Below are 20489 nucleotides of genomic sequence, written 5' to 3'. Positions count from 1 at the left end.
GTGAACCTTGATGACATGACTACGCACGAGCCGGCGTCACAGGCCGTCGACGGGAGCGTGCCGGACCAGCGCACCGACCCGGACGAGGCGACGCCGACCGCCACCGGTGACCTGGCCGCCACCGCGGAAACGCCCAGTGCCGGGGCCTCGGCTGCCACCGGCCTCGACGTGGTCGGGAGCCAGGCGCCCCACGCGGACACGTCGGCCTGGGCGGCCCCGGCCGGCCGCGACGGCGTAGGCGGGAGCTGGGCCGCGGTGGATGGTCTGGCGACCGGCGCCGTAGCGGGTCAGGGCGTCGTCGTGCTCGCGCCCGATGGGCCGCTGGAGCCGGCGGACGGCCAGCGCCAGGACGACGCCGGCCGCTGGCCCGACCCGGCCGGCACCGACGACGCGGCGGGCGGGGCCGACGGCGGTGGCCCGGGACGGCGTGGGTTCCTGGCCCGGCTGGCCTGGGGCCACCAGGACGATCCCCGCTGGGCCCGGCCCGGGCTCTGGCTGCTGCTCGCGGCCACGGCGCTGCTGTACCTGTGGGGGCTGGGCCGCTCGGGCTGGGCGAACGACTTCTACTCGGCGGCGGCGCAGGCCGGGTCCGCGAGCTGGAAGGCGATGTTCTACGGCTCCTCGGACGCCGGCAACGCGATCACCGTCGACAAGCCCCCGGTGGCCATGTGGCTGATGAGCCTCTCGGTCCGGATCTTCGGGCTGAGCTCGTGGTCGATCCTGGTGCCGGAGGCGCTGTGCGGGGTGGCCTCCGTCGGGCTGCTTTACGCGACGGTGCGGCGGGCGTTCAACCCGGCGGCGGGGCTGATCGCCGGAGCGGTGCTCGCGACGACACCGGTCGCGGTCCTGATGTTCCGCTTCAACAACCCGGACGCGCTGCTCGTGCTGCTGCTCGTCGGCGCCGCCTACGCGACCCTGCGCGCCGTCGAACGGGCCAGTGCCCGGTGGCTGGTGCTGGCCGGGGTGCTGGTCGGCTTCGGGTTCCTGACCAAGATGCTGCAGGCCTTCCTGATCGTGCCGGTGCTCGCGCTGGTGTATCTGGTCGCGGCGCCGACCACCTGGTGGCGGCGGGTTCGTCACGTCCTCGCGTCGGGTCTCGCGCTGGTGGTGTCCGGCGGCTGGTTCGTCGCGGTCGTCGCGCTGGTGCCGGCGTCCGACCGCCCGTACATCGGCGGCTCGCAGCACAACAGCCTGTGGGAGCTGACCTTCGGCTACAACGGCCTCGGCCGGCTGACCGGCAACGAGACCGGCAGCGTCGGCGGCGGCGGGGCCCGCGCTGGCGCGGCGGCGGGTGGTCGGACCTTCGGGCCGCCGTCGCAGGGCGGCGGCTGGGGCCAGACCGGCTGGGGCCGGATGTTCAACTCCGAGATCGGCGGCCAGGTCGCCTGGCTGCTGCCGGCGGCGCTCGCGCTGCTGATCGCGGGCCTGGTCGTGACGGCCCGCCGTGGGCGAACCGACCGGGCCAGGGCCGCTTTCCTGGTCTGGGGCGGCTGGCTCGTGGTGACCGGCGCTGTCTTCAGCCAGATGCAGGGGATCTTCCACCCGTACTACACCGTCGCGCTCGCCCCGGCGATCGGCGCGCTGGTCGGGATGGGGGCCGTGATGTTGTGGGAGCACCGGTCGCACCCGGCCGCGTCACTGACGCTGGCGGCGGTGACGGCGGGGACGACGTGGTGGTGCGCCCGCCTGCTCGGCCGTACGTCCGGCTGGCACACCTGGCTGCGGCCGACGGTGCTCGTCGTCGGGTTCGCGGCGGCGGTGCTGCTCATCGGGCTGCCCCGGCTGACCGCCCGGGCCGGGCTCGCCGTGGCCGGCCTCGCGCTCGTCGTGGGACTGGCCGGCCCGACCAGCTACGCGCTCGCGACGGCCGACTCCCCGCACACGGGCGCCATCCCGAGCGCCGGCCCGACGGCCGCGGCGACCCGGCCCGGCGGCGGACCGGGCGGCTTCGGCGGCTTCGGGCAGGGACGCGGGCTGGGCCAGGGGCGCGGCTTCGGCCAGGGCGGCACGAACGGCTTCCCCGGCTTCGGCGCGCCGGGTGGCGCGCCGACGCTTCCCGGCGGCGGTACGGGCCAAGGCGGCACTGGCGGCCAGGGCGGTACCGGTCAGGGCGGCGGCCGTTTCGGCGGACTCGCGGGCGGCATGGGAGGCGGCATGGGTGGTCTGCTCGGCGGCACCACGCCGGGCGCGGATCTGACGGCGACGCTCAAGAAGAACGCCTCCGCCTACCGCTGGGCGGCCGCGACGGTCGGGTCGGAGAACGCGGCGGGCTACCAGCTGGCCACCCGCGAGCCGGTCATGGCGATCGGTGGCTTCAACGGCACCGACCCGTCGCCGACGCTGGCCCAGTTCCAGCAGTACGTCGCCGCCGGAAAGATCCACTACTTCATCGGCGGAGGACTTTCCGGGTCCGGAAACGGTGGGAGCCAATCGGCTGCGGCGATCGCCGCCTGGGTGCAGCAGAACTTCACCGCGACCACGGTCGACGGCGTCACCGTCTACGACCTCACCGCCACGGCGACGGCCACGACCTCCGCGACTACGACCACGGCCAGAGCCACCTGACCTGGGTTCGCGCGGCCCGGCGATGTTCCTCGCCCCAGCGAGGCGACCGCCGGGCCGCGCGTTCGCCGGGCCAGTACAGGGAGGGCTCCGGGGCGGACAGGTGGGGCGTTGGTTTCGGGCTCGTTTTCTGACGTGAAGCCCATGGATTGCCCGCTGGTGGTATGAACCCGGTGCGTCCGGCTCGGCCGGGGGCCGCGGGTCTGCGACAATAACCACCGCGACGCACGGGGGCGTTGTCGCGGTCGTGACCGCGCAGGACGTAGGAAGCGGTAATCGGCGTGATCGTCGATCGGGCTCTGGTAGCCGCCGCGCTTCCTGGCTACGAGCTGGGCGCCCAGGTCGGCCAGGGCGCGTTCGGCATGGTCCTGGCCGCGAAGAACCGGCTGCGACGGGACGTCGCCGTCAAGGTGATGCCAGGTGTCTCGGTGCGTGGGGCGCACGCCGAGAACGAGGCGCTCATGCTCGCCGAGCTGGACCATCCGCACGTCGTGAAGGTGCACGATTTCGTGCCTGCCGGCGAGATGGCGCTCATCGTGATGGAGCTCCTCTCGGGTGGCAGCCTGCGGTCCCGGATCGATGCCGGAGGGGCGGGGCCGGAGTGGGCCTGCGCTGTCGCTTTGGCGGTGGCCAGCGCCCTGGAGTTCGCCCATGGCTGTGGCCTGCTGCACCGGGACGTGAAGCCGGAGAACGTGCTGTTCGCCGCCGACGGCCGATTGAAGCTCACCGACTTCGGAATCGCGAAGGCGTTCCAGGACACCGCCGCCTTCACGAGCACGGTCACCGGCACGCCGCGCTATATGGCCCCGGAGCAGTTTCTCGCCGGTGAGCTGCGCCGGACGGTCGACGTGTACGCGCTCGGCATCGTCACCTACGAGGTCCTGACCGGGAAGGCTCCGTCGGGCGGCCGTTCCAACACCTACGAGACGCTGCGCGAGTTCCACCTTTACACCCCGCCTCGGCCGTTGGACGGAGTCGCGCCGCAGGTCGGCCAGGTCGTGCTCAGGGCGCTGGCGAAGGAGCCGGCACGCCGCCAGCAGACGGCCCGCCAGTTCGCCCTGGAGCTCGCCAGCGCGGCCGCGAGCGCGCTCGGGCCCGGCTGGCTCGGCCGGGCGGGGATCGAGGTCGCACTCGACCTCGAGGTCCGGGACGCCGCCGCGCGGCCCAAGCTCGGCGCGGCCGTCCCGATCCGGCCCGCGTCCTCCCGGGTCCCCGTCAGGCCGGCCGCGTCCATTCCGGTGCCCCCGGCCGGCTCCTCCTCGCCCGTGCCCGTGGCCGTGCCCGCCTCGGCGCGCCTGGTCCCACTGCCGCCGCCGGGCTCGCCCGAGCCACCCCGCGCGGCACCGGATACCGCCGTGCCCCCGGCCGAAGCCGCGCCGATCTCCGGCTGGGCTCCCGCCGAAGCCGGGCCGGTCGCCGACGAGGCCGCGGCCGAAGCGGGGCCGGTCGCCGGCCGGGTTCCGGCGGAAGCCGGGCCGATCCCGGACCGGGCTCGGGTGCCGCCCGCCCAGGACCCGCCGGTGGACGCGGCACGCCGCCCGGCGACTCCGGCCGGACGGCAGGTGCCCCTCGCGCCGCCGGCACGGGCCCGCGAGCCCGCGCCGGTGGTGGCACCCCCGGGTGGCCTGCGACCGATGCCCGCCCCGCCCGTGCCCGGTGCCGCCGTCGGTCGGATGGCGCCCGTGCCGGTGGAGCGCAGGCGGCCGGCCGGGGGCGCCGGCCCGGTGCCGCCAGCACCCTCGACCGTGGTGCCTCCGGCCGGGGTACCGGCCCAGCCGCCGCTGGTCCCGTCCGCTCGGCCGGCCGTCGACTGGTCGCGAGCGGCGCCTCCGATGGCGGGGCTGCCGACGCTGGCCACGGACCCGTCCGCGGCCGCGCCGCCGCCGCCGGACCTCGGGACCCAGTCCGGCCTGCCCACCCAGCCGCCCGGCGCCGCGACCGATCGCACGGAGCCGCCACGCCAGGCGGCGAGTCCTGGCTACGCGGCGGGCGGTCCAGCCACGCCGCCGCCCGCCGGGCCGAGCGACGGCGACCGCCCGAGCGGCACGGGCCCGGTGCACGCCAGGCCGCCGGCGCCAGGGCCGGCCACGGCGGGCAGCGAGGTGCTCTTCCTCAACCCGAGCCAGGACGAGGACTACCGCCGGGCCAGCCGGCGCCGCGCGACGACCGTGCTGGTCGGGGTGTCGGTGCTGGTTCTGCTGGCCATCGCGGCGGCGGTCCTGCTCGGATGACGGCCCGCGCCCGGCGGCCCGGCGGCGCGCCGAATCAAGCCATCCGGTGGACAGAACCGGATGTCCATAGGTAACACTGCAATTTGCGATTCACCTCATGGCATCAAACAGGGGGCATGGTGGAGGAATCCGCGTCCGCGCAGGACGTCAGCTGGTTCGCCGAGCAGTGCGACCGGATCGTGCGCAACATCGAGCGGCTCATCCGAGGCAAGACGGATGTAGTGCGGCTCGCGGTGCTCTGCCTGGCGGCGGAGGGGCACGTCCTCGTCGACGACGTGCCCGGCGTCGGCAAGACATCGATCGCCAAGGCGCTGGCCAGCTCGATCGAGGGCAGCATGCGCCGCATCCAGTGCACCCCGGACCTGCTGCCCACCGACATCACCGGCGTGCAGATCTGGAACCAGGACACCCGGAACTTCGAGTTCCAGCCGGGTGCCATCTTCGGCAACGTCGTGCTCGCCGACGAGGTGAACCGGGCCTCGCCGAAGACCCAGTCGGCGCTGCTGGAGGTCATGGAGGAGCGGCAGGTCACGGTCGAGGGGACGACGTTCGCGGTGCCGAGGCCGTTCCTGGTGATCGCCACCCAGAACCCGGTCGAGCACGGCGGCACCTACGACCTGCCCGAGGCGCAGATCGACCGATTCATGATGAAGATGTCGGTCGGCTACCCGGACCACGCCGCCGAGGTCGAGATCGTCGCCAACCGGTCCGCCGGCCAGTCGGTGCTCGACCTACAGCCGGTGGTGTCCAGCGCGGACGTGCTGCGGATGACCTCGCTGGTCCGTCGGGTGCACCTGACGCCGGCCGTCGTCGACTACATCGTGACGATCACCGCGGCCACCCGTCGGCTGGCCGAGCTGCGGCTGGGCGCGAGCCCGCGCGCCGGGATCGCGCTGGCCGCCGCCGCGCAGGCGCACGCCGCCGCGGACGGCCGCACCTTCGTCACACCGGACGACGTGAAGGCGCTCGCCCCGTTCGTCCTGGCTCACCGGCTGCTGCTGCGTCCGGAGGCCGAGCTGAACGGGGTGACCGCGGCCGGCCTCCTGGACAGCATTCTCGCGTCGGTTCCCGTGCCGGGCCGTGAGCGAGCCTATCGATGATCACAAGGTCCGGGATCGCCGTCGCGGTGGTCGGGGTCGCCTTCGTGGCGGCCGGGCTGACGCTGCACTACCCGGAGCTGATCGTCATCGCGGCGGCGGCGTTCTGCGCGCTGCTGGTCGCCGGCGGCTGGCTGCTGTTCAGCCCGGACGTCACCATCGCCCGCGAGGTGCGCCCGGCCCGGGTCGTCCAGGGTGAGCCGGCGTTCGGCTACGTCACGGTGACCAACGTGTCCCGGCGGCGCTGCCCGCCGATCCTCGCGGACGAGCGGGTCGCCGGGCAGTCCCTGAGCGTCGCGATCCCGAGCCTCGCGCCGGGCGGCCAGGCCGAGCGCGGCTACCCGATCCCGACCGGGCGACGCGGGATCTTCGAGGTGGGCCCGCTGACCGTCGGCCACAGCGACCCGCTGCGGCTGGTCTACGTCGGCCAGACCCGGCCGGAGCGTTCGGTCCTGCGGGTGCGCCCGCGGGTCCACGTCGTCCCGCCGCTGCCGACCGGCGGATCGCCCGACCTGGACGGGCCGACCTCCAACGCGGCCCCGCAGGGCGGCATCGCGTTCCACTCGCTGCGCGAGTACGCCCGCGGCGACGACCTGCGGCTGGTGCACTGGCCGTCGACCGCGAAGACCAGAACGTTGATGGTCCGGCACAACGTGGTGCCGAACGAGCCGACCATGATGGTGCTGCTGGACACCTCGGCGGCGCCCTACACCGAGGACTTCTTCGAGGACGCGGTCCGGGTGGCCGCCTCGCTCGCCGTGTCCGGTCGCACCCACGGCTTCCCGGTCGAGCTGGTCACCTCCAGCGGCCAGCGGGTCGCCGCCGGCCGGGGCGCCGAGTCCGTCGACGCGGCGCTCGACCTGCTCGCCGGTGTGGCGCCGAGCCCGGACGACCCGGGCCTGGCCGCCCTGCCGGGGCTGGCGCCGCGACAGCCGGGCAGCGTGCTCGGGGTGGTGACCGGCCAGCCGCCGGCCGAGAAGCTGGCCGCGGTGTCGACGGTCCGGCAGCGGTTCTCCATGGTCAGCGTCGTACAGGTCGGCGAGATCTACGGCCGGCCGGGCCGCCCGGTGGGCGGGGCGATGGTCGTGAACGTGCGTACCAGCGACGAGTTCGCCGCCGTCTGGGCCGCGAGGGCGCACCGGTGAACGCGCCCCGGTCGCCGGCCCGGCATCGGCGGGCGAGCGGCGCCGGGCCCGTCGGCTTCCTCCGGAGGTCCACGCGATGACGAGTCCGTCCGCCCGGCCCGCGCCGGCACCGAGGGCGCAGGCGGCTCAGGCGGCGCTGGTCAGCCTGGCCGGGCTGCCGAGTCTGTTCGTGGCGAAGCCGCTGTTCGACGGGTCCGGGTACCTCGGGCCGCTGGCTGGCACGCTCGTCGTCGCGGCGGTCGCCGGGTGGTTCGTCGCGCGCCGGGTCGCGAGCGGGTCACTGATCTGCGTCGTCGGAGTCGTCGCCGGGCTCGCCTTCGGGACGGTCGCCGCGCTCGTTGCCGGCGACTCGCCGTGGCTGGCGACGCGGGCGTTGCGGGAGGGCTGGCCGCGGCTGCTGAGCGTCGCGCTGCCGGCGCGGCCGAGCACGCTCCTGCTGGTCCCGCTGGCCGCGGTCATCTGGGTGACGACCTACGCGGCCGTGGCGCTGGCCGTCCGCACGGAGCAACCACTCGCGCCGGGCCTGGCGCCGCTGCTCGGGCTCGCCGGTCTGACCGTCCTGGTCGGGCAGGCCGGCGGCGGCGCTCGCGGCCCGCGGGTCCTGCTCACCGGCGCGGCCGCGCTGCTGGTGCTGGCCGCGGCCGCGCTGCGGGCCGCGCGGCCCGTCCTGCCCGGCGCGACCGACGCGGTCCTGCCACCGGCCGGCTCCGACGGGGCTGGCTCGACCGGGGCGCGCCGGCTCACCGGTGGAACGGCGTTCGGCCTGCTCGCGGTCCTCGTCGTCGCCGCCGTCGCCACGGTCGCCGGCGCGCTCGTCCCGTCGGGCGGGGGCCGTTTCGACCCGCGCGATCACTACCACCCGCCGGTCCAGGACGTCGCCCTGCTCAACCCGCTTGGACGGGTGCGCAACCAGCTGGAGGAGAACCCGGCGCGGGCCGTCTTCACGGTCCGGCTCGTGACCGCGTCCGGCAAGCCGCCGGCCGACCGGCTGCGGGTCGCCGAGCTGGGGGACTTCGACGGGGCGACGTGGGGCGACGACGGCCGTTTCGTTCTCGTCGACCGCACGCTGCCGACGCCGACGGCCGGCAACGCTGTCGTCTCGACGGTCGGGCAGGTCGACGTCCGCGCCGACGTGACGCTCGGCAGCCTCGATGGTGACCTGTTGCCGACGCTCGGCGCGCCGGCCAGCGTGACCGGTGCCGGCTGGGCCGGGACGGCGTACGACCCGGTGTCCGGGGCGCTCGTCGCGCTCACGAGGCCCCGGGCCGGCGACCGTTACGCGCTGACCGCGCAGGTCCCAGCCCCGACCCGGGACCAGCTCGAGAAGGCGCTGCCCGCCACGGGGCCGCTGGCCGCCCGCTACCTCACGCTGCCGGCCGGCCTGCCCGGCAGCCTGCCGGACACCGCCGCCCGGTCGACCGCCACCGCGGCCAGGCCGTACGACAAGCTGCTCGCGCTGCAGGCCTTCCTGCGGGACGAGGCGAGCTTCCCCTACGACCTGTCCGCGAGCCCCGGCCACTCCTACGGCGTGCTGGACCGGCTGCTGGCCGGCACGGACCCGGGGGACAGCCGCGGCTACTCCGAGCAGCACGCCACCGCGTTCGCCGTGCTCGCCCGTTCGCTGGGCCTCCCGACCCGGGTCGCCGTCGGCTACCTGCTCGACAGCAAGCGGGTGACGAAGGACGGCGCCTTCGAGGTGACGACCGGGCAGGCCCACGCCTGGCCGGAGGTACTGCTGGCCGGGATCGGCTGGGTCCCGTTCGAGCCGACCGACACCACCCAGCTGAGCAGGGTGCTGCCCCCGCCGCCGGCGAACCCGTCGGGCGGGACGCAGAACGCCCCGGCCGCCGGCTCCGCGCTCACCCCGCCGCTGGTCGCGCCGGCGATCGACGACGGCTCCGACCAGGGTGGTTCCGGCGGGCGCGGCGGTCTGGCGCTCGCCTGGCCGATCCTGGCCGCCGTCCTGGCCCTCGCGGTGATCCTCGGAGTGCCGCTGCTGATCGCCGTGGAGAAGGCGCGCCGCCGGTGGCGCCGGCGGTCCGGCGGCGATGCGGGTGAACGGGTCGAGGGCGCCTGGCGGGAGGTACGTGACCGGCTCAGCGAGCACGGCGTGCCGAGGGCCAGGGCCTGGACCCGGCGGGAGGTGGTCTGGGCGCTCGCCGAGCGGCCCGCCCTCGCCGCGGCCGTCCGTCCGCTGGAGCGGTTCGTGGTGCTCGCCGACGCGGCGTTGTACTCGCCGTTGGGTGCCGCCGAGGACGACGCGGTGGCCGCCTGGCTGTGTGTCGACGAGCTGCGAGCGGCGCTGCGGGACGGTGTGCCACCGCGCGGTCGGCTCGGCGCGCTGCTCGACCCCCGCCCGCTGCTCCCGGTCGGGTGGGGCCCGGGTGGGCCGGTTCCGGCGGTCCCGCTGGCGGCGCGCGGGATGCGCGGCCCGATGTCGTTCGCCGCGCCCCGGCCCCGGTCCGAGTGGCCGGGGCGGACCGGTGGGGACGCGACGGAGCAGCCGGTCCCTGTCGGGGTGTCGGGTGGGCTGCGCAGGCCAGCCGCCGTGGCCGGGCAGCAGGGCCCGACATCTGGACCGGGTGGCTCCCCGGAACGTGGGCCCGCGGACCGGGCCGACGAACAGACGGTCGTGCGACGCCAGCCGGGGCCGGACGTGACCGGGTGGCCGCCGCCCCCGGACCGGCGCGACCCTGACCGGCCGACGCGATGACGCCCGGGGGCGGCCACCAACCGGCGGCCGCCCCCGGGGCGTTGGCGACCTCGGTGTAGCAGGTGAAGGATCTCCGCGAGAGCATGAGCGGAGGCGCCCGCCGGCAGGGTGGGCAGGGTGGCTCGTGGGGGTGGGGCAGGCGTGATCGTCGACCGGGCGGCGATCGAGGCCGCACTGCCTGGCTACCGGCTGGGGCGGCAGCTTGGGCGCGGTGGTTACGGCATGGTGCTGGCCGGGGAGAACGCGGTCGGCCGCCAGTTCGCCATCAAGGTGCTGCCCAGCCTGGGCCCGGCCGGTCTGAGCAGTGAGGCGAGGATCCTCGCCGAGCTGCAGCATCCGCACGTGGTGCGCGTCGTCGACTTCGTCCGGGCCGGCGGCATCGACCTGATCGTCATGGAGCTGCTGTCCGGCGGGGACCTGCGCTCGCGGATCGCGCAGGAGGTCCTCGCGCCGGAATGGTCGTGCGCGGTGGTGCTGGCGGTCGCCGCGGCCCTCCAGGTGGCGCACGAACGGGGCCTGCTGCACCGCGACGTGAAGCCGGAGAACGTGCTGTTCGCCGCCGACGGCCGGGCGAAGCTGACCGACTTCGGGGTGGCGAAGATCGTGGCGGGCGCGTCGCCGACCAGCAGCACGATCGTCGGAACGCCGCACTACATGCCGCCCGAGCAGCTCGTCGGCGGCAAGCCACGCCCGACGGTCGACGTCTACGCGCTCGGGGTCCTCGGCTACGAGCTGCTCGGCGGCCGGACCCCCTTCGGCGTGCTTCCCGGCCTGAACTACGCCTCCATGCGGGAGGCGCACGAATACCTGGTGCCGGTGATCCCGCCTCGGATCCCGGAGCCGATCGGCCGGGTGCTGCTGACGGCGCTCGCCCGCGACCCGGCGGACCGGCCGCAGTCGGCCAAGGCCTTCGCGCTCGACCTGGCCCGTGCCGCGCGGACCGTCTTCGGTCGTGACTGGCTCGCCCGCGCCGGTACCCGGGTGGACCTGGACGACGAGGTGAGCGTCGCCGCCCGCTCCAGCCGCAGGCCGCCCGAGAGTCCTGTCAGCGAGCCGGTCGTGGCGGCCACGGCCCCGCCAGATGCCGGAGCGACGGCGCCGCCGGACCTGGGCCCCCATCCGAATCCGGCACCGGCTCCGGTGCCGCGCCACGTCTGGCATCCCGACGACGAGACCGTGCGCGCGGGTCTGCCGGCCGCACCGGAGCGCGCCCTGGCGGGACCTGACTGGGCGCCGACGCGCGCCCCTGAGTCGGACTGGGCGGCGCCGCGCGGCCCTGAGCCGGACTGGGCGCCGACGCGCGCCCCTGAGCCGGACTGGGCGCCGGCCGGCTACCAGCCACCGCGGCAGCCGCCGGCCGGCTATGGTGGGCCGGCGGCCGGCCGCCTGCCTGACCAGGCCGGCCACGTCGGCGGCACCGCCCTGCCGGCGACGAACAACGACCGGCGCAACCTCGTCCTCGTCAGCGTGCTGGCGTTCGTGCTGTTGGTGGCGTTGGCCGCGGTCCTCGCCCTGGAGATCCTCGGCTAATCACGAGGCGTGTTCTTCGGGCGAGCGTGATTCTGTAGGTCGGTGGGCCCGTGCGCTGGGATGCGCGCCATAATCGTCGCGTGAACCACGCCCGCGGGCGTGGAGCGGGTGCGCCAGGCTGTGGTTTTGCCTTTGTCAGAGTCAGGGGGCATCCGTGCGCGAGACGGGTGCGTGATGCTTTTTGATTGGGCCGCGGTCCGCACGGCGTTGCCCAGCGTGCGGCTGCTTGACGAGCCGCTGGGCCGCGGCGCCTCCAGTGTGGTGTTACGCGGTGAGGACTGGGTGTACGGCGCGGTCGCGGTCAAGGTACTGCCGCCCGAGGCGGTCGGGGACGCCAGGCACGAGGCGAGCATCCTCGCGACGAAGCTCGATCATCCGCACATAGTCAAGGTTCTCTACGGCAGCGCCACCAATGAGATCGCGGCGATCGTGATGGAGCTGCTGCCCGGCGGAAGCCTGCGGACGCGGCTGCGCCAGGGGAGGGTGACGCCCGAGTGGGCCTGCGCGGTCGTGCTTGCGGTGGCCGCCGCACTCGACTCGGCCCACCACGTGCTTCTGCATCGAGACGTCAAGCCGGAGAACATCCTGTTCACCGCCGATGACCAGCCAAAACTCGCGGATTTCGGGATTGCGCGTGCCTTCGAGGGCTCGGTGGTGAACTCCACCTGGCCGGTCGGCACCTGGCGCTACATGGCGCCCGAACAGTTCCGGGCCGACGCATTGCGGAACACCACGGATATCTATGCGCTCGGCCTGGTCGCGTATGAGCTGCTCACCGGTCGGCCGCCCTTTCACTGGGCCGACGCCACCTGGGAGTCGCACCGGCAGTGCCATGAGAACGTGCAGCCACCTGCGCTGATCGGTGTCGCGAACCCGATCGCGCGGGTGGTGCTGCGTGCCCTGCGCAAGGATCCGGCCGACCGGCCGCAGGACGCGCGGGCCTTCTTCTTCGAGCTGGCAGCCGCCGCGGCTGCCGCGCTCGGCCCGGACTGGCTGGCCCGCGCCGACGTCCGGCTTGAGCTCGCCGATGACCTCGCCGCCGCGCTGCGGCCGCCCGGCCAGGCGCCGGCCAGTCCGCCGGCTCCGCGGGCCGGCGCTGGCGGTGCCGCGGGCGCGCCCGCGACCCAGCCCGTCACCTTGCCGTCCGTGGCGGTGCCGTCCGTGGCGGTGCCGCCCGTCGCGGTGCCGTCCGTCGCGGGCCCGCGGGACGCGGTGCCGCGGGACGCGCCCGGGCGCCCGGCCGAGCCGACCGCAGACGTCGCCGGTGTGGCCGCCGCGGCCGGCCGGAGGCTTCAGGTTCGCCCACCGCTGCCGGCCGTCGGGCCGGGACCAGCGTGGCTCCCGCCGCAGCGCGCCTCGTCCACCGGACCGCGGCCCGCGCCGTCGGCCGACACCGGCGCGGTGCGGGCGCGGACGGGCGAGGATCCCGGCTTCCGGCTGGCCGCGCGCCGTGGGGCCCTGCGGGTGTTCGCCGCCGTCGCGCTGATCGTCGCCGTCGTGGTGCTGGCGGTGGTCATGGTCCACTAGCCGGCTGCCCGGCGCGGCCACGTCGCGCCCGGTCCTCGGACGGTGCCCCCACACGGCCCGAGGCCCGACCGGATCGGCGATCGAAAGGCCTCGTGACGCGAGGCGATCCCGAGCCGGTCGCCGGATCCATCCCCCTTCCCCCATGGACCAGAAGTAGGAGACGTGCCCGAGCTTCCCGCGAGCTACGAGGACGTGGCGTGGTTCGCCGCGCAGACCGAGTCGATCGTCCGCAACGTCGAGCGGCTCATCCGAGGCAAGCGCGGCGTCGTCCAGCTGGCGGTGACCTGCCTGGCCGCCGAGGGCCACCTGCTCATCAACGACGTCCCCGGCGTGGGCAAGACCTCGCTGGCCAAGGCGATCGCCGGCTCGATCCACGGCGGCGCGATGCGCCGCATCCAGTGCACCCCGGACCTGCTGCCGACCGACATCACCGGGGTCTCGATCTGGAACGAGCAGACGAACCTGTTCGAGTTCCGGCCGGGCCCGGCGTTCGCGAACGTGCTGCTCGCCGACGAGGTGAACCGCGCGTCGCCGAAGACCCAGTCCGCGCTGCTGGAGGTCATGGAGGAACGCCAGGTCACCATCGACGGGCAGACCCATCCGGTGCCGAGGCCGTTCCTGGTGATCGCCACCCAGAACCCGGTCGAGCACGGCGGCACCTACGACCTGCCCGAGGCGCAGATCGACCGGTTCATGGCCCGGCTGGAGATGGGCTTCCCGGACCGGGACGCCGAGGTGGACATGGTGCTGAGCCGGGCGTCCGGCCACTCCGTCCAGGACCTGCGGCCCGTGATCACCGCCGCCGACGTCTGGCGGATGATCACCATCGCCCGTCGGGTGCACCTGGAGCGCCCGGTCGTCGAGTACATCATCGAGATCGCCCGCGCCACCCGGCCGCGGTCCGAGTCGAGGCTGGGGGTGAGCCCGGAGCTCCGGCTGGGGGTGAGCCCCCGCGGCTGCCTGGCACTCGCGAGCGCCGCGCAGGCCTACGCCGCGACCGACGGCCGGACGTTCGTCACCCCGGACGACGTCAAGGCGCTCGCCCCGTACGTGCTCGGCCACCGGCTGCTGCTGCGGCCCGAGGCCGAGCTGAACGGCGCGACGGCGGAGTCGATCCTCGGCCGGATCCTCGCCTCGGCGCGGGTGCCTTGACCGAGCCACGGGCGGCCGAGAGGTCGTCCGGTGCCCGGCCCGTCGTCGGCGGCGAGGAAACGTGATCACCAGATCCGGGGTGGCGGTCGCGGCGATCGCGGTGGTCTTCGGCATCGCCGGGATCCTGCTGGGCTACCCGGAGCTCGTCGTCGTGGCCGCCGCCGCGGCGCTCGCCCTGCTGGTCGCCGGCGCGTGGCTGCTGGCCGCCCCGGACGTGGCGATCTCGCGGGAGATCCACCCCGAGCGGGTCGTCGAGGGTGAGGAGGCCTACGCGCTGCTGACCGTCACGAACGTCTCCGGGCGCCGCTGCCCGCCGATCCAGGCTGCCGAGCGGGTGGCCGGCACCGAGGTCGGCGTCGCGCTGCCGGCGCTCGCCGCCGGCGGGACGACCCAGCGGACCTACCCGATCCCGACGCCACGCCGTGGCGTCTACGAGATCGGCCCGCTGGTGATCGCGCACAGCGACCCGCTGCGGCTGGTGTACACGGGCCGGGCGCTGCCCGAACGGTCCACGTTGCGGGTCCGGCCGCGGGTGCACCCGGTGCCCCCGCTGCCAACCGGTGGCTCGCCGGACCTGGAGGGCGCGACCTCGGACACGGCCCCGCGCGGCGGCGTCGCGTTCCACTCCCTGCGCGAGTACGTCCGGGGCGACGACCCGAGGCTCATCCACTGGCCGTCGACCGCGCGCACCCGCACGCGGATGGTCCGGCACAACGTGGTGCCGAACGAGCCGACCATGCTCGTCGTGCTGGACACCAGCGCCGGGCCCTACGCCGACGACTCGTTCGAGGATGCCGTGCGGGTCGCCGCCTCGCTCGTGGTCGCGAGCCACACCCACCGCTTCCCGGTCCAGCTGCGGACCACCGGCGGGGACCGGGTCGCGGCCGGCCAGGGCACCGACTCGGTCGACCAGGCACTCGACCTGCTCGCCGGCGTCACCCCGAGCAGCACCGACCCCGGGCTGCCGGCGCTGCTCGGGATGGCCCCGGACCAGACCGGCGTCGCCCTCGGCGCCGTCACCGGCCAGCCCGTGGGCAGCCAGCTGGCCGCGGTCACCGCGGCGCGCGCCCGGTTCACGATGGCCACGCTGATCATGGTGGGTGACCCGCTGGGCGGCCGGGGGCCGCGGATCAACGGCGCGCTCGTGGTCAACGTCCGTACCAGCGACGACTTCGCCGCTGCCTGGACCGCGAGGGCGGCCCGATGAGCGGCCGCGCCCAGAGCTACCGGTCCGAGCCGGCCCTGAACCGGCCGTATGACGCCCCGGGTGACCGGCCGGCGCCCCGACGGTGGCGGCCGCGCGCCCCGCGCCCCCGCCGCGCGCTGCCGACCCGTCCGGCGCGTTTGGTGCCCGATGCCGGCCCAGGCCGGCCCAGTGGTCTCGGCCCGCGGGGAGTCGGTGGCCACGCGGCGCGTCGGCGGGCGACGCGGCGGCCCCGCCGGATCGGCCAGACGGTCCTGATCTCGCTCGCCTGCCTGCCCGCCGTGCTGGTCGCGGGCCGGCTGTTCGACGCGGCCGGCTACCTGCCGCCCCTGCTCGGGGCCGTAGCCCTCGCCGCGCTGGTCGGCGCGACCGCCGGTCGCCGGTTGGCGAATGCCGAGCTGGTCGGCGTCGCCGGGCTGGTCGGTGGCCTCGCCTACGGCCTGGCGACGACCGGGGGCCACGTCGGACCGATCGTCCACGGGCTGCGGGACGGCTGGCCGGGGCTGCTCGCCGTCGCGGTCCCGGCCCAGCCTCGGGCGCTGCTGCTGGTGCCGCTCGGTGCCCTGCTCTGGGTGTCCGCGTTCCTGGCCGTCGTCCTGGTGGTGCGCGGCGACAATCCGCTCCTGCCGCTGCTCGGACCGCTGCTGGGCCTCGTCGGGGTGCTGGTCCTGGTCGGCTCCGCCGGCCGGGATGCCCCCGCCGTCGGCTGGCGGCCGTCGCCGGTGCTGCTCACGGGCGCGTTCGTCGCGCTCGGGATGGCTGCGGCGGCGCCCCGAGCGGCTCGCCGTTCGATGGCGGTCGCCGAGGCCTCCGCCGGCCTCGCGAGCCCGGCCGGCGACACGGCCGGGACGGCCCAGCGCCCGCCCGCCGGCGCGGGCCGGCCGCGCCGCGTCCGCACCGGGCCGGTCTCGGTCGGGCTCGTCATCGTCGTGGCCGTCGCGCTGCTCGCGACGGTGATCGGTCGTTTCGTCCCGGTGGCCTCCCGGTTCGACCCGCGAGACCACTGGTATCCGGCGCCCCAGTCCGCGACGAGCCTCAACCCGCTGGTCCGCGTCCGCGCGCAGCTGACCGAGACCGAGCCGCGCGATCTGTTCACCGTCCGCATGACGAACGCCGGGGCCACCCCGCGCGCGGACCCGGCGACCGGCAAGCCGGCCGCCCCCGTCGACCGGGTCCGGATCGCGGCGCTCGGCGACTTCGACGGCGCGACCTGGCGCGACGACGACCGGTACGTCCGCGTCGACCGCGCGCTCCCGGCCGCCGACGAGCCGTTGGCGGACGCGGTCCCGCGGGCGAGCGTCCGCGCCGACATCACCGTCACCGCGCTCGACGGAGGACTGCTGCCGACCTTCGGCCAGCCGACCTCCGTCGGCTACCGGGCCGCCCTCGCCGGCGGCGCGGGCGGCCTCGTGTACCAGCCGGGCTCCGGCGCCCTGGCCGGCCTCAGCGGCTCTGCCACCGGCGACCGGGTCCAGCTGACCACCCAGGTGCCAGCGCCGACGGCCGCCCAGCTGCGGACCGCCGCGCCCGGGACCGGGCCGCTCGCCGACCGGTACCGCCAGTTGCCGGGCAAGCCGTCCTGGCTCGACGCCGAGGCCAGGAGGCTCGCTGGCACCGCCGGGACGCCCTACGCCCGGCTCACCGCCCTCGCGACGGCCCTGCGTGACGACTACCCCTACGACCTGTCGGCGAGCCCCGGCCACTCCTACGGCGTCCTCGACCTATTCCTGAGCCGTCAGCAGCCCGGCGACGGCCACGGCTACGCCGAGCAGCACGCCGCCGCGTTCGCGGTGCTCGCCCGCGAGCTGGGCTTCCCGACCCGGGTGGCCGTCGGCTACCTGCTCGACGCCCGGACCGAGGCGGCGGACGGCACGTTCACGGTGACCAGCTGGCAGGCGCATGCCTGGCCCGAGGTGCTGCTCGCCGGCCTCGGCTGGGTGGCGTTCGAGCCCACCGACGTCCACGACCTGCGCCGCCTCGCGCCCGAGCCGGAGACCACCCCGGTCGGCGGCGGGAGCACCGGCCCGCTGCCCGATACGAAGCTGCCCGAGCTGCCCCGGGTCGACCCGGGCCTCGACGACACGGGCCACCTGAGCACCGGCGGCGGCCACCATTCCGTGCTGGTCCCGGTGCTCGCCCTGGCGCTGGCGCCGGTCGTGCTGCTCCTGCTCGCGCTGCTGGCGATCGTCGCGGAGAAGGCGCGGCGGCGGCTCACCCGCCGCCGTGGCGCGCCGGCGGCCCGGGTCCGCGGGGCCTGGCGGGAGGCACGCGACCGGCTCGCCGAGCTCGGCGTGCCGCGCTCGGCCGCGCTGACCCACCGGGAGATCGTCTGGCTCGCGCTGGAACTTCCGGCCACCGCCTCGACCGCGGCCCCGAGCGGGCCGCTGCGCCGGCTCGCCGTGCTCGCCGACCGCGCCCGCTACGGCGGTCCGGCCGGCGAGGTCGCCGCCGACGCGGCTCAGGCCTGGCTGCTGGCCGACGAGATCAGCCGTGAGCTGCGCCGCCGCAACGGCTGGGCGCGGTCGGCCCGGGCCCGGCTCGACCCGCGCCCGCTGCTGCCCCCACCGCGCGGGCGGGACCGTGCGCCCGCCCCGGCGCCGACCAGGCCGGACGCGGGCCTGACCGCCCGGCCCGCCACGGGCCAGCCACCGAGGCCGCGAACCGGCCAGCCGCCCTGGCCGGGCACCACCCGCATGCCGGACCCGGACGCGGGCCTGACCACCACGCCGTCGGGCGGCCGATGATGTCGACCGACCGACGCTCGCGGGGACCGAGGAGCGCGATGGCCGCCCACCCGACGACGGCCCGGCGCCGGCTGCTGTCCGGCGCGCTGCTGGCCCTGCTGCTCGCCGGGACCGCCGTCACGGTCGCCGTCTGGCGGTCGGACGCGACGCTGTCCGGCCGCGCCGAGGACCTCCAGGACGGCTCGGCCTGGCTGCTGGACCTGCGCCACCAGCAGGCCGACCTGGTCGACGGCGCCTCCGTCGCCGTGATCCACCGGGTCGACCTCACGGGGCTCACGGCCGTCGTCCAGTCGGGCGCCGACGCCTACGCCACCCTGGCCGGCGGGCTCGTGCAACGGGTCGACGGCGCCACGTTCGAGACCGGCCCGCGGGTGCCCTTCGTCCCCGCCGGCCGGGCAGCGGGGGGCGACGAACGACTGGAGATCTATCCGACGCCGAGCCGGGTCTTCGTCCTGAACCGGGCGACCGGGCTCGACAGCGGCGCGGACCCGAGCACCCTGCGCCCCGACCGCGCGGTCCCGCTCGCGGCCCCCGCGACGATGCCCGACGCGGGCGCCGTCGTCGACGAGGGCGCGGCCGCCGACGGGCTCGCCCGGATGTGGGCCGTCGACGGCACCGGCGGGCTCGTCCGGATCGACGCCGACGGAGCCAGGACCTGGCCGCGCGCGTTCGCCGACCCGGGACGGACCCGGCTCGTCGACGCCGGCGGGCAGCCCGTCGCCGTCGACCTGGCCGCCGGCGAGATCCGGCCGATCGGCCCCGACGGCCTCGGCGGTCGGGGCCAGTGCGTCCAGCGCCAGGCCGACGTCAGCGCCGTCCACGTCGTCGGCGCGCCGGACAGCCGGCAGGTGTACGTCGTCGACGCCCGCACCGGCCTGCTGCTGATCAGCGATCTCAACGCCGGGACGTGCACGGACGCGGTCGCGGTGACGAGGCCCGGAGACGACCTCGGCCCGCCGCGGGCGGCCGGCGGCCGGGTCTTCATCCCCGACCGGTCGACCGGCGAGGTGATCGTCGTCGACGTCGCCGGCCGGCGGGTCGTCAGCCAGGCCAAGGTGCTCGACAACCCGAGCGGCCTGCTGGAGCTCGTCGCGGCCGGCTCGCTGATGTTCTACAACGACCCGGGCAGCGACATCGCCGGCGTCATCGGCCCCGACGGGGTGACCCGGACGGTGCACAAGGACAGCCGAACCCAGCCTGGTGGCCAGGTCTCCTCCGGCCAGGTCGGACCGGGGTCACCGCCCGCGAACCCGCCGGGAAACCCGCCCGCGAACCAGCCGGTGAGCCCGCCCGCGACGGCACGGTCGTCGGCGCCGGGCCGGACGCCCTCGCCGCGCCCGCAGCCGTCCGCGACGGCCGAGCAGCTCTCGACCGTCCAGATCGCGGTCTCCAGCAACGTGGCGTACGTCGGCAGCGCGCTGCGGCTACGGGTGGAGCCGGCACCGGGCTCGAACGTCAAGGTGACCGGCGCCCAGTGGGACTTCGGCGACGGCGCGACCGGCGGCGGCGTCGACGTCGGCCACGTCTGGGCCGCGCCCGGCAGCTACACCGTCGGCGTGACCGCTGTGCTCGCCGGCGGCGGCTACGCCCAGACCCGGACCAACGTCACCGTCCGGCCGGCCCAGTCCGCGCCCACCCCACCGCCGTCGCCCCCCAGCACGGCGACCCAGCAGCCCCCGACCAGCGCCCCGTCCACACCCCCGCCGACCACCGCGCCGGCGACGGAGCCGGTCGGCCAGCCCAACCGGTCGGTCGCGATCGTCAACGGGCTCGGCTGCACCAGCGCGCACTGCACCGTCTACCAGGTCTCCAGCACCGGCACGGCCGCGCTGAAGATCAGCGGCATCACGGTGACCGGCAACGTGAACCTCGCGACCGACCAGTGCACCGGCCGCACCCTGGCGCCCGGTTCGAGCTGCCTGTTCGAGATCGGCCACACCCCGGACCCGACGAACTCGGTCCAGATCCACGACGACGGACCGGGCGACGGGGTGACGATCTACAGCGGGACCGAGCGCGAGACGCCCTCCCCGGCTCCGACGACCCCACCGCCGGCCACGACCCCGCCGGCCACCACGCCCCCCGCGACGACCGCGCCGCCGACGACACCCCCGGCCACGACCCCGCCCGCGACGACCCCACCAGCCACGACCCCGCCGGCCACGTCGCCGCCCCCACCGCCTTCGACCCACACCGAGGTCGCCACCAACACCGGGAGCGGAACCTTCACGAACTACTCCAACGCGAGCGGGGACGGCCCCCGGATCGCCGTCCACCAGGCCGTCGAGGTCTCGTGCCGGGTGCAGGGCTTCAAGGTGGAGAGCGGGGACACCTGGTGGTACAAGATCGCGTCCTCGCCCTGGAACGGCAACTACTACGCCCCGGCCGACAACTTCTACAACAACGGCGCGACCTCGGGCCCCGACAACGCCGTCTTCGTCGACGCGGCCGTCCCCGGCTGCTGACCCGGTGCCCGACCCGCCGCTGAGGCGTCGTCGGGCTCCGATCCGGCGAGCCGGGCTGTTCCCAGGCCCTCGGGTGCGACGGCGTCTCGGGTGCGACGGCTTCGGCGGGCCAATCCGGG

At 75.9% G+C, this 20489-nt stretch carries 11 protein-coding genes; all 11 read left to right on the top strand.

Annotated elements, in window-relative coordinates; translation table 11 throughout:
- Positions 1-15: 15 nt before the first annotated feature.
- Entirely contained in the window at positions 16-2565 is a 2550-nt protein-coding gene (locus FRAEUI1C_RS33765; protein WP_013427880.1) for a glycosyltransferase family 39 protein, read from the top strand.
- Between the two features lie 278 nt (positions 2566-2843).
- Positions 2844-4793, top strand: a complete 1950-nt coding sequence (locus tag FRAEUI1C_RS36960; RefSeq protein WP_013427879.1) for a serine/threonine-protein kinase — start codon at positions 2844-2846, stop codon at positions 4791-4793.
- 116 nt (positions 4794-4909) lie between these two features.
- Positions 4910-5893, top strand: coding sequence for an AAA family ATPase (locus FRAEUI1C_RS33755; RefSeq protein WP_041259815.1), 984 nt, complete (start codon positions 4910-4912; stop codon positions 5891-5893).
- Entirely contained in the window at positions 5890-7035 is a 1146-nt protein-coding gene (locus tag FRAEUI1C_RS33750) for a DUF58 domain-containing protein (RefSeq protein ID WP_013427877.1), read from the top strand. The genes FRAEUI1C_RS33755 and FRAEUI1C_RS33750 overlap by 4 nt, the downstream gene beginning before the upstream one ends.
- A 76-nt stretch (positions 7036-7111) precedes the next feature.
- Positions 7112-9748: a transglutaminase TgpA family protein gene (locus FRAEUI1C_RS33745; RefSeq protein WP_013427876.1), complete on the top strand. Its 2637-nt coding sequence runs from the start codon at positions 7112-7114 to the stop codon at positions 9746-9748.
- A 117-nt stretch (positions 9749-9865) separates the two neighbouring features.
- A complete protein-coding gene (locus FRAEUI1C_RS36955) occupies positions 9866-11278 on the top strand; it encodes a serine/threonine-protein kinase (RefSeq protein ID WP_157735152.1) in 1413 nt (470 codons plus the stop codon).
- 174 nt (positions 11279-11452) lie between these two features.
- On the top strand, positions 11453-12805 hold the full coding sequence (locus FRAEUI1C_RS36950) for a serine/threonine-protein kinase (protein WP_013427874.1): 1353 nt from the start codon (positions 11453-11455) through the stop codon (positions 12803-12805).
- A gap of 162 nt (positions 12806-12967) precedes the next feature.
- Positions 12968-13957: an AAA family ATPase gene (locus FRAEUI1C_RS33730; RefSeq protein WP_013427873.1), complete on the top strand. Its 990-nt coding sequence runs from the start codon at positions 12968-12970 to the stop codon at positions 13955-13957.
- Between the two features lie 61 nt (positions 13958-14018).
- A complete protein-coding gene (locus FRAEUI1C_RS33725; RefSeq protein ID WP_013427872.1) occupies positions 14019-15164 on the top strand; it encodes a DUF58 domain-containing protein in 1146 nt (381 codons plus the stop codon).
- Positions 15161-17905 carry a transglutaminase domain-containing protein gene (locus tag FRAEUI1C_RS33720; protein WP_013427871.1) on the top strand — a complete coding sequence of 915 codons (2745 nt, stop codon included), beginning with the start codon at positions 15161-15163 and terminating at the stop codon, positions 17903-17905. The genes FRAEUI1C_RS33725 and FRAEUI1C_RS33720 overlap by 4 nt, the downstream gene beginning before the upstream one ends.
- A 38-nt stretch (positions 17906-17943) precedes the next feature.
- The gene (locus FRAEUI1C_RS33715) at positions 17944-20370 is read left to right on the top strand and encodes a PKD domain-containing protein (protein ID WP_013427870.1); all 2427 of its coding nucleotides are present in this window, start codon (positions 17944-17946) and stop codon (positions 20368-20370) included.
- Positions 20371-20489 lie beyond the last annotated feature (119 nt).

The organism is Pseudofrankia inefficax, assembly GCF_000166135.1.
GTDB lineage: Bacteria > Actinomycetota > Actinomycetes > Frankiales > Frankiaceae > Pseudofrankia > Pseudofrankia inefficax.
This window is presented reverse-complemented; position numbering and strand designations above follow the sequence as displayed.